This window comes from Sinomicrobium endophyticum (assembly GCF_052983315.1).
In genome coordinates, this window is the sequence record NZ_JBRKIS010000057.1 from 1 (window position 1) to 11,303 (window position 11,303).

Annotated in this window: 10 protein-coding genes; 2 read left to right on the forward strand and 8 right to left on the reverse strand. The window is 44.9% G+C overall.

Annotated features, from left to right (window positions below):
- Positions 1-4: 4 nt before the first annotated feature.
- The 8 genes from ACVBDU_RS20995 to ACVBDU_RS21030 all read right to left on the reverse strand — a co-directional run bounded on the left by ACVBDU_RS20995 (position 5) and on the right by ACVBDU_RS21030 (position 9,643).
- A complete protein-coding gene (locus ACVBDU_RS20995; RefSeq protein ID WP_447181655.1) occupies positions 5-1,426 on the reverse strand; it encodes an IS4 family transposase in 1,422 nt (473 codons plus the stop codon).
- A gap of 1,425 nt (positions 1,427-2,851) precedes the next feature.
- Positions 2,852-3,394 (reverse strand): ester cyclase, encoded by a 543-nt coding sequence (locus ACVBDU_RS21000; RefSeq protein ID WP_447181656.1) that lies wholly within the window; start codon positions 3,392-3,394, stop codon positions 2,852-2,854.
- Positions 3,395-3,460: 66 nt separating this feature from the next.
- A complete protein-coding gene (locus ACVBDU_RS21005; RefSeq protein WP_447181657.1) occupies positions 3,461-4,231 on the reverse strand; it encodes an AraC family transcriptional regulator in 771 nt (256 codons plus the stop codon).
- An 85-nt stretch (positions 4,232-4,316) separates the two neighbouring features.
- Positions 4,317-4,982: an alpha/beta hydrolase gene (locus ACVBDU_RS21010; protein WP_447181658.1), complete on the reverse strand. Its 666-nt coding sequence runs from the start codon at positions 4,980-4,982 to the stop codon at positions 4,317-4,319.
- 155 nt (positions 4,983-5,137) lie between these two features.
- On the reverse strand, positions 5,138-5,461 hold the full coding sequence (locus ACVBDU_RS21015; RefSeq protein WP_447181659.1) for a hypothetical protein: 324 nt from the start codon (positions 5,459-5,461) through the stop codon (positions 5,138-5,140).
- Between the two features lie 40 nt (positions 5,462-5,501).
- Positions 5,502-6,761 (reverse strand): dihydroorotase, encoded by a 1,260-nt coding sequence (locus ACVBDU_RS21020; RefSeq protein WP_447181660.1) that lies wholly within the window; start codon positions 6,759-6,761, stop codon positions 5,502-5,504.
- A complete protein-coding gene (locus ACVBDU_RS21025; protein ID WP_447181661.1) occupies positions 6,758-8,779 on the reverse strand; it encodes a BatA domain-containing protein in 2,022 nt (673 codons plus the stop codon). Before ACVBDU_RS21025 ends, ACVBDU_RS21020 begins: the two co-directional genes overlap by 4 nt.
- A 519-nt stretch (positions 8,780-9,298) precedes the next feature.
- The gene (locus ACVBDU_RS21030; RefSeq protein WP_447181662.1) at positions 9,299-9,643 is read right to left on the reverse strand and encodes a DUF6249 domain-containing protein; all 345 of its coding nucleotides are present in this window, start codon (positions 9,641-9,643) and stop codon (positions 9,299-9,301) included.
- 674 nt (positions 9,644-10,317) lie between these two features.
- On the opposite strand from ACVBDU_RS21030, the gene ACVBDU_RS21035 reads away from it, so the two are divergent.
- Together ACVBDU_RS21035 and ACVBDU_RS21040 are read left to right on the forward strand one after the other, a co-directional pair.
- On the forward strand, positions 10,318-10,878 hold the full coding sequence (locus ACVBDU_RS21035) for an RNA polymerase sigma factor (RefSeq protein WP_447181663.1): 561 nt from the start codon (positions 10,318-10,320) through the stop codon (positions 10,876-10,878).
- Entirely contained in the window at positions 10,878-11,252 is a 375-nt protein-coding gene (locus ACVBDU_RS21040) for a hypothetical protein (protein ID WP_447181664.1), read from the forward strand. The genes ACVBDU_RS21035 and ACVBDU_RS21040 overlap by 1 nt, the downstream gene beginning before the upstream one ends.
- Positions 11,253-11,303 lie beyond the last annotated feature (51 nt).

Below are 11,303 nucleotides of genomic sequence, written 5' to 3' on the forward strand. Positions count from 1 at the left end.
TGAACTACCGTGTGTACACATCTCCATTTAGCAATGACCATCCTTTAAAAATGGAGTTAAATTCGTCTAATCCATTTTTTAGGGTTATTGGACCAGGTGGTCTTTCGGATTTATAACCATTCCATCCTCCTAACCGAGCAATAATCCATGTGGCCCAACTTAATTGATCCCTGGGGTATGGATTTTTTGTTTTAAGGGTATTTCCCTGTAATTTTTCATTGAGTTTTCCCAAACACTTTACTTCTGTATCCTCGAATACTTCAGCTATAGCTTGACTCTCTTCTTTTCCATAGGCGATCATCATTTGACACAATTTCAAAACCCCTTGTAATATCATTATGGCCAGTTTGCGTATGGCCCATCCGGTTTCCAATTCGCTATCCTCTAAAGCAAACCCTTTCTTTTTCATTAGCCTGAAGACCTGTTCTATGAACCAGCGACTGCTATACCATGCAACAATGATCTGTGCTTGTTCGGCGGTTTCTACAGTATGAGTAGTCCACAGTCTCCAACAAATGGGGTCTTCTCCTTTGGGTGTGGTATGTTGGGATTCTTTGGCTTCTACTATGTAGAGTTTTAGTGTTTTAGGAGCAGCTTTGTCTGCCCTTTTGGGACGTTGAATCTCGACCTGTTTATACTTGAGTTCCATTTTTGCTTCCCGCCCCTTTCTGTTTTTATGTAAATCTTCTTCTACGGTAACCGTGTAAACCGCCTGAACCTCTTGTTGCGCCAAATGGTCAAATACCTTTTCGGTGTCCGTTTTGATATTACGGTTATAACCTGCCCGAACCAACAGATGAGTTTTGGTATCCGGTATCCTGGCAAATTGCTCATAAATATCACCTTCCCTATCCTGGATGATCGTAATAGATCTTGCATAGGCCAGATTCTCTTTGGAAGCTTCACTGGATCGAATCCATTTAAAAGATTCTTTCTCTTCTATGGGAAGCTTGTGATATTGCCGGCTGTGGCGAGTTCCGTTGTCTTCTTCCCGGTGCCATATATCGATATGGGAAAAACCAATAGGAGTAAGCATAGTGGCATCCAGAACCAAACTAGGATGAAGAAAAAAACCAATACTCTTAGTATTCCTTATGGGGCCAAGGCCTGTACGGGGCTGTAATCGCCCGGAATGCTTGGACAAATTGAATTCCGTATCATCCTGGATCACCAAAAGATCACGGTCTCTACTTAACTCTTTTACGCGAGAGGTGCATTCCGATATAAGCGATTGTTCTTCCACTCTTGGGTTGTTTAAAAATCTATAGTTGGCACGTTGCTCTGCATAATCCCTGGAAATACGACGTATAGTGCTGCTTTTACTTATGAGTATGGAGCTTAATAAGGTAGCCCCCTTTTTACCAATCGTTTGTCTGGCAAATGATCGGTGAAATCTATGTGTTCCTTGATCCGTAATGTTTCCAATATCTTATTTTTTTAAATATAAAGATAACCCTTTAGTTGTGTACACACGGTAGTTCAGATGAAGGGAGGTACCCGAGCGCAGCTATGGGGGGAGGGTTTGAAATCCCGGGCCATAGGATCAGCGCAAATGTTTGGGTATATACGCCCAAGTTCGCGCTGGTCAAAACTCCGCGCCCAGCAAAGCTGTCCACCCCTGCTTCGACTTGGCTCAGCACGGCGTCTTCTCCCGATCATATCCGGATCGGTCAAACTGATTTCCGGTTTAATTTTGCGAAAAACGGTTTTTGTCAAGTACTAAAGAAAGAGGTATAGTTGTATCTCCGGTTTTGATAAAAGAAGAAGCCGTGAGGCCGAAGATCGTTATCTCTGTGCTATGGAATCTCCGGCAAGTAGTAGAGGCAGGCAGGCTCACGGCTTCTAACACGGGCAAGGGAGAGAAAAGTTTTTTGTGGTTGTTCGTTTCAGGATCCGAACTTTAACAGCCTGGTAATACCTGACGTAACGGGAACAAAATATTTTCTGTTATTGCTTCGCATTTGGGGTGTATTTTTATTTATAATGGTGCGGAAAAGAGTAACATTAACAATTTTCCATATGGAGCACAGCATAAATGTTTCATATGGTAAATATACATCTGCTCTTTCTGAAAAAGCTTATCTGAGAGGGATTATTACTTATCTGAGAGGGATTTTTACTCACTAAGTGAGATTTAAATGCTCCGACGCTTGCGTCGAAAAGTAATCTATAGTTTCCGCCTCATGCCTCGCGGGCTTGCCCCGAGGTAGTTGACTTTTTTGTATACGGATTTTTCTTTAAACAGTATAAGCGGACATATTTTCTTTCAGGTAGCAGGTTCCAAGTTGCAAGTTCCAGGTTGCAAGTTCAGTTTGGGCAAAAACCTCTACAGAGGTGACTGAGTGACAGCCGCAGGCTGTTGTATCGAAGTCACCGGGTGTCCAAGTTGCAAGTTCCAAGTTGTTGGGTTTTCAAAGCCTCTACAGAGGTGACTGAGTGTCCCGAACTCCGTTCGGGATGTACCGAAGCCACCGGGAACAGAGCGTAAATAAACACGGCCGCAGGCAAAAAATAGTAACATGCAAAAACGGATAGGATTGCCCGCGACCGGTAAATAAAGAGGTTCAGAGAAAAGGTTGGTAAGTGTTCGATCTTAAATTTATATGCGTTCTCCAGGTGATTTTGTAGCGAACGAATATAGCGTCTTTTCTTTTTTAGATACTTATCTGAGAAGGATTATTTCTTATCTGAAAAGGATTTTTTATCCGGAACGGTTTGAAAGGATGGTAAAGACAGCCTTCAGCTATTTTTTGAGTACCGGGTACAGTGCGGAGTTTCCGCATAAAACGGGAGCCCGTTTATCAAACTCCCGCCCATATACGGCATGCGGGTATATATTAATGGGAGAATATCACAGTTTTGGCATGGCGCCGATTTGTTGCAGAACCCCTAAACGATCCGGGTAGACCTGGTTTTCCATGATCTTGCCATCACGGAGTTTGTAAACCGTTACGGCCTTGTTAATCACTTTTTTTCCCGTAGCGGGGGTACCGAAAGCCGTATGCCGGTGTGTACCTTCGGATATCCACTGTATAACAACCATGTCTCCTTCTGCAATAAGAGCTTCTATGGTAAAATGTATATCCGGGAACCCCATGAGTATTTCTTTAACGGTCTCGGCATAGCCGGCAGGGCCATACACTTTTTTCCCTTTGTGTAGCCCGGTGTAATCCTCGGAAACAAATAGAGCGAGGATGTCCGTATTTCCGGTGTTCAGGCATTCTTTATAAAATCTTTCTATTACTTCTTTGTTCTTGTCAGGAGTTGGCATTACACGCATATTTCCGGGATTTTGTGGGTTATGTACTGAAAAAGAGTTTCCTTGCTGTGCTTTGAGGACAGTGGTTAGCAACAATAGCAGTAAACAGCAGCTGATGTTATTTGAAAATTTCATTTTGTTGATTTTTTTCAGACAAAAATAGCTTGTCCCACAAGGAGATAATTGTAAAAAATCATTGATTTACCAATAGGGGCCCGAACGGAAGAAGATTGTTGGAGTGGTGCCCGTGAAGCGGCGAAAGTCTTTTATAAAATGAGCCTGGTCAAAATAGCCGGAAGTGTATGCAACAGAAGTAAAATTGTCTTTTTGAGAGGAGGAAAGGATGTTTCGCATTCTGACAATGGAAGCAAACTGCTTGGGGGAGGTCCCGGTTACCCGGCGGAAACGTTTTTCAAAAGGATCGCGGCTTAAAGGCAGGCCTTCCAGTAAATCCCCTATAGGGAGTAATCCTTTGCTATATTCTATTTTTTCTATGGCTTTAGCGATGACAACATCGTTACCGGGCGGATGGAGCAGGGAAAGCAAAAAATGTTCTATTACTGCAATTTGCTGCGAATGGTTTTCAGTTTCTCCCAGTTGGTTTTCCACCCTGTCCGTTTCCTCCCGTGTTATAAAATTGTTCAGTGATACGGTCTGTCCGAACAGTTCGTGAACAGGTAAAGGCAGGAATGCAGATGCACCGGTTTCCCGGAATTTTACAATTATCGTTGCCGATCCGGGGGCATAACTTACCTGTCTCGGCGATTTTCGGAGCCCGGTGATCACGGAGAAGGGGAGAGGGGTGATTTCTCCTCCCGTTCCGTAGGCTATCTGCCCCCGGATGCGAAAAGCCATAATGATGGAAGTGTCTGGTAACAGGAGGTTTTCCATACCGTCTTCACTCTTAATAATGAGGTAAGATTTTACAAACTGGGACAGTTGTTTTCCGGGATGGCAGGTGTGGATTTTCATGGCTTTCTTTTCGGTTTAAGACAGTCCGAAATATAAAGATACGAATTATACCTTCTATCACGCCGTAATGATACGGGAACAAAAATTACCGGGTTAACTGCCCGGTAAGCCAGCGATGAAAGGAATAGAAATTCTGTGGGGCAACACCGTGCCCAATCGGAAATTCCTCAAAGGTATGTGTAATACCCAGTTCTTCCAGCAACAGCGGAGCTTTTCTGGCCCAGGCAACAGGGATTACCTGGTCTGCCGTGCCGTGGGAACAGTAAAAAGATAGATGAGAATGATCTTTTTCCTCATAATTTTCCACCAGTATCTTTTCGTTGATGTATCCGCTCAATGCTATGACGTTCTTTACTTTTTCGGGGTAAGAAAGAGCAAGGGCATAGCTCAGTATGGTCCCCTGGCTGAATCCGAGTAAGGTAATATTCTTGTCGTCGAGATCATATGCGGCGACAGCTTCATCCATAAACCCGGCCATTTTATCGCGGGATGTTACGGCTTGTTTGTCGTCTGACCATTTACCGTCTTCGGAATCGAAATGGATGGCATACCAGGCATAACCGTACGGAGGTAATGCATAAGGGGCCTGAACGGAAATGATACAAAGTTCGTCCGGAAGTTCCGAAGCAAAAGAAAAGAGGTCATTTTCATTGCTGCCGTAACCGTGAAACATAAAAAGCGCAGGTGCTTTTTCTCCGGTTGTTTTGGACGGGCGTATAATATGTTGTAACGAAAGTTCCTGTGTTTGCATATGTAGTTTTTTATCCGTTCGGAAGCGACTGATTTTACGCGCTAAGTGTCCCGATAATTATCGGGATCGGGATGCCCCCGGGGTAATTGACTTCAGGTCAGTCCTCCTGCCCCACATCTCACATCTAAAATCTAATCTCTCAAATCTAAAACCCACTATATAAACCCGAACCATTTCTGAAAGAGCTTTCCCAGCAGGGGGACCATTTGTTTCTTTCCGGAAAGAGCCCCGGTAAAACCGTAGAGCAACAATATAATAAAAAAGATATAAAGTCCCATAGTGGCATATAGACTATTGGCATAACCTATGAGAAATCCCAGGGCAAAAAAGGATATCCATAGCCCGAAAGCCTGGCGGATGTGAAAGGCGGCAAATTCGTTTTTGGCTTCCATATTCATGGAAAAGGCAACTAAAGTACCAATAATGGTAATGTAGCTTACGATGGCGGTGTTTTTTCCTTGTTTTACAGTATCGCTCATGGTTGTTCTTTTGTCTGTATGATTCCAGGCTTCATTGTATTTACTCCCCGGTTATTTCCGGCTTACCGTTAGCGATACTTCCGTATACCCTGCCTCTGAGTTTTTGGCCCGTAAAAGCACTGTTTTTAGACATGGAGAAAATGTCGGATTCGCTAAAGTCGTATCCGGTGTCCGGATCGAACAGGGTAAGATCTGCTTTTTGTCCCGGCCGGATGTCATTTTCTTCCAGTCCGAAGCGCGAACGGCCTTTTTGTAACAGGGTAATTACCGTGTCGGTATCGAGCAGGGTACGGAGTGCCCCGAAAGCACTTTCCAGGCCGATACTTCCGTACATGGCATGGTCGAACTCCACATTTTTATGTTCCACGTCAATAGGGTTGTGATCTGAAGTTACAAAATCGACTACCCCTTCCTGTAAGCCTTTCAGAAGGGCTTTAGTGTCTTTTTTGCCACGCAGCGGGGGCAGAAGTTTATAGTTCGTGTTGAATTCTTCCAGTATTTCGTCCGTGAAGAACAGGTTGTGTATAGCTACGCTACAGCTTACATCCAGGCCTTTTTCTTTGGCTTCGCGGATCAGCTGTACGGATTTTGCGGTGGATATGGTTGGTATATGCAGCCTTCCCCCGGTGTATTCCAGGATAAACAGGTCTCTTGCAACCTGTAGTTCTTCGGCCAGGGCAGGAGTACCTTTGAGGCCCAGCCTGGTGGATATTACTCCTTCGTTCATCACTCCTTTTCCGGCTATTTTATTTTCCTGGGGAAAAGAGAGGACCAGTCCCCCGAAATTACCGGCGTACTGCAGGGCGATCTTCAGCAGGTTCGGATTGCTCACGGGTTTTTGATAGTCCCCGAAAGCCACGGCCCCCGCATTTTTCATGTCAAACAGTTCCGCCAGGTCGACGCTTTCACTTTTTACGGTAAGGGCGCCTATAGGGTACAGGGAGGTAGTATGGTCCTGTGCTTTTGCTTTCAAAAATGCAATATCGGCATTGGTATCCGCTACCGGGTGGGTATTCGGGTTGACCAATACTGCTGTAAAACCACTCTTTGCAGCCGTTTTAAGGCCGTTGTATATGGTTTCCCTGTCTTCATATCCCGGTTCGCCGAAACTCACACTGGTGTCCAGCCAGCCCGGGGATACGTGCAGATTTTTCAGTTGAACAATTTTCGTGTCTTCCGGGGGAGAAACAGTATCTGCAATTTCGGAAATAATACCGTCTTTGATTAGGATATCGAGCGATTTGTTGTGGTATTCGCTCTGCGGGTGGATGATCCTGGCAGATTTTAAAAGAATGTTCATTTAAAAAATTTTAAAAGGAGTATTTCTGTCACGAGGAATACGATGGCAAAAATAACAAACCATTTCCAAAGCTCACGGATGCTTCCGGTATTTTTTATTTCTTCCATGGTGTTTCGGAACGAATGGTGAACGGAAACACCGGGGGAAGCGCGAAAGGAGGGATAACGCAGGTCGCTTTCCTTTCTGTTGTAATTGAAACTTATGTTTTGCAATACGCTGTCGGAACTCTTTACATGGTAGATGCCATCCCTGGCAGGAACTTCTCCCGTGGTGATCTGTATTTTTCCGGGAAATACCCGTTGCATGGGAATAAAACTTTCCCCGTCCTTTTCCAGGGATACAACCGCATCCCGGGAAAGCCCGGTTTGTTTACGGATGTCGATGGTGTGGCCTTCTCCGGTAAAGTAGTACAATTCGGGCGTTTGGAGGGATAGTCTGCCAATGTTGTAAAATACAGGGACTATGAGGGGTGAATTTTGGAAGTTGGAATGGGAGGTGTCCAGGGGAGCGGTGAAAAAATATACCCGGTCCTTTTCTGCCATAAACGGATTGCCGTCTTCAAAAGCCAGTATGGTATTCGCATCCGTCTGAAGGTCGAAGACCATCCTGGCTTCGGGGTATTGAAAATTGGTCAGCTGCTTTTTTCCCGGGTTAAAAACATTTTTAAACAAGGGATGAGAAATGCGGATATCCGTAATTTTTTTACGATCTTTGGCAGTGATATCTTCTTTACCCGTCGGGGTAGCCGACTTTCCCGTAGAAACATCGTTTTTGTAAGAAAAACCATCTGTATAGATTTTCTTTATACCGCCTGTGTTCAAGTTGTTAAATAATTGATTATGAGAGTTATTGTCTGGGATAATTGAAGGGATTATTAAAATGTGTTTTCCATTGCTGTGAAAAGCTTTCAAAGCGGTCAACAGAGGTGCGGGAATGGTGTTTAAGCCATTGAGTATAACCAGGTCCTGGCCGGAAATAAGGCTGTAATCCAGTTGGTGAATATCCGTGGAAAGAAAACGGAATTCGTCCCCGGTAAATATCCTTTCCAGGAAGCCGTCATCTGTTTGGTTAATGGCAAGTACCCCTGCTTTTTCCCCGGGATTGAGATTAAAGTACATGGTATTGTCGTATAACAATCCGCTATCTTCAATGACCACTTTTCCGTTCAGGGGTTCGTTCCCGGATATGCGGAATTCTGTTTTTGTTTTACCCTGGTTATCAAATCCGGCCGTCGTTTTGGCTATAAGAGTATTGCCGTTATAGAGGGAAACAGGAAGCATCAGGTCCGTACTGTCGTTTTTGGAAAGGTTCACGGAAAGAACGAGGTTCCCCGCGGTATTTCCGGAAATGTATACGCTGTCTATGGCGACATTCCGGGTGTTTTGCGGAGATAACCGTACCAGGTTGTAGCGTATAAGGGAATCGTTTTTTGGTATACTGCTTTCGGGCCAGCCCCGGAAATCGGAAATAAGGATAAAGTTTTTCAGGGTTGCACTGTCTTTGCCAAATAAGTTTTTACCGCGGAGTAAAACGGATTGCGGTGCCGGACTGCCGGGAGCGAAATCCAGTTGCAGTAATTCCTGTTTTATAGAAGGGATGTCTACATTAGCATAAGTGGCATCATTGGTAAAAAGGGAAACGGTGCTATTGTCGCTCTCTGCGGCAAGGATATCGCTTACTGCCTGCCCGAGTAATTCCCCCCGCTGGCCGCGGGCCTGCATGCTGAACGAATTGTCCAGGTAGATCACGGTTTCCGTTGGTTTCCCGGAATCTTCACTGTTTGGCAGGTAGGGTTGTGCAAAAGCTATAACAAGACAGGCGAGCAATAATACTCTGCTCATCAGCACTAGCCATTTTTTTAGCTGCGAACTTTTCCGTGTTTTTTGCTGTATTGCTTTCAGGAACCTGACGTTCGTAAACGGGGTCTTTTGAAACTTTCGGAGCTGGAACAGGTGTACTATTACAGGAATAAGCAGGAAGAATAACGCCCAAAGTATCTCAGGATGTTTAAAATGCATGGTCCGGGTTTTGTAGCCCAAACTTACGTAAAAAAAATTAACGATATACGACCGGGGACAAACGCATAGGGCAAACGCATTATATAAGGGAAGACAGGTGAGGGGGATGAAAGACCGGGAGACAAGGAGACAAGGAGACGAGGGGCGTTGGTGATTTATGGTGATTGGTTGTTATTGATGAAGATTGCCCTTCGGCTGCGCGCAGGAACCTGATAAAGATAGAAGATATCGGGTGCTAAGTTTGGGAGTCCCGATATATGTCGGGATGGAGTTCCGGAGTTCTGTAGGGAAGGTTTTCCCGTTTCAACTCCCTAACTAACCAACTCCGAACTCATCAACCACTGTGTTACAGTTCGGAGTTGATGGGTTCGGAGTTTTGGAGTTACAGACGAATCCCTGAGTCCTTCTGTAAACTCAGGACACCCACCTGCCGAAGGGTAGGTTCCAAGTCCCAGGTTTGGCACAAAACGAGGTGGCTGAGTGTCCCGGCTCCGCCGGGATGTATCGAAGCCACCGGGTTCAGTCCAGTTTTTTCGCCATCTGGAACCCGAGGAAGAGTCCCAGTCCCGCCATAATGAGGATACATGCGGGGTAAACGATTTTTTCCTGCATACCCATGTATTCCAGCAAATGCCCTGTGAAAAGGCCGAAACCTATACCGATGAGCAGGAGAGATAGGTTGAGGATCAGTATCTTCCAGACGGGGGCGGTCTTCTGCTTTTTGCTGAAAAAAATGTCGGCATCGGCGCCCTTTTCAATGAGAGCCATGCGTTCTTTGTTCCGTGTAGTGTAATACAGATAGGTTATTCCGAAGATCGTAGCAAAGATAATCAGGAAAATTAATACGGGTTGTAACTGATGCATAATGTTCGTTTTTTTGATATATTCAACAATCGGTTTTCCTGGTATGACGATAGCGGGAGGCTCCAGGTTACAAAAAGCGGTTTTTTTATCTAGTTAAAGTTCAAAAACCTGTTCCCGATAACATCGGGATTTATTGCGGTTACTTAAGTTTATGCATTTTGGCTGCTCATTTACAGAATGGTAATAGTAACTTACTTTACAATGATTTGGTGTATTGGTGGCAAAACAGGCTTTCCGTTTGTTATCGGGATCTATTAGGATAAACGCATTATGCGTAGCGCATTTGATAATGGGAGAATGGGAGAATGGGAGAATGGGAGAAAGGGAGAAAGGGAGAAAGGGAGAAAGGGAGAAAGGGAGAAAGTGGGAATGTGACCATGAGGTAAAGGGGTTTGGGAAATGAGAGGATAGGGGATGGAGTTAGATGGATGGAAATTGCAGGGATGGCCGGGACACTGCCTTTGTTTTGGCTGAAACATGTAACCCGGGGCTTCGATACACCCATCGCTGCGCTTGGGCACTCAGCCGCCTACGCTCTGCGCAAGACTCAAACTGCAACTTGCAACCTCAAACTTGGAACCTGGAACCTGGAACCTGGAACCTGCAACCTGTAATTTGAAACAGTTTCTTATTTTTTGTAACCGGACCGGGATTTTGTCGTCCTATGAAATGATATGGCCAACCATAAAGATGATTATTATATCCGGCAGGTTACCGGGGGAAATACAAACGCCTTTGCTTTCCTGGTGGAAAGACACAAGGACATGGTCTTTGGTCTGGCTGTTAAAATATTGAAAAACAGGGAAGAGGCGGAGGAAGTGGCACAGGATGTTTTTGTGACGTCCTACCGTTCCCTGTCCGGATTCCGGGGAAAATCGAAATTTTCTACCTGGTTGTACAAGATCACATACAACAAATGCCTTGATGTGTTAAAGGCTAAGGGGAGGGTGTGGGTTTGGAGTGATACCGAAAAGGTGAAAGAGCAGCAGGAAGAAACGCTTAATGCCTTGCAACAGATTGCGGAAAATGACCGTAATGAGGCCATAAGACAGGCCGTAAGGCTGCTTCCGGAAGAAGAACAGGCATTGGTCTGGATGTATTATTTTGATGAATTGACTGTGAAAGAAATTGCAAAAGTGGTAAATTTGAGCGAAGCTAATGTCAAAGTGAAGCTTTTCCGGAGCAGGAAGTTCCTGTACCGGTTACTCGAAAATAACAGCGTAATCCGTGAATAATGCTATATGATGATCCACATAAAGAAGACCGGATAAGGAAAGCGGTAAAAGAGAACAAGACGGAGACGCCGTCTCCTGATTTTGTAAGTCATGTGATGTGCCGGGTAGAGCGGGAAGGGGAGCGGGAAAATATATATAAACCCGTAATATCCCGTGCGGCATGGGGTGTTATTGCCACCATGGTGGCCGGTATTGTCTTCCTGTCGCTTTTTAAACAGGAAAAACCCTGGACAGTGGACTTTTCTGTTTTTTCTTTTCTCAAAACGTCGATCTCTCCGTTCCTTTGGTATAGCATCGGGGCCATAGCGCTCCTGGTACTTGTGCAGATACCATTACTGAAAATATATCACAGCAGAAGAATAGATCATATGTAGGCATTTGCCCTTCACTTGGTTCTGATGTAAAGTTTAAACGGTGTAATTGTA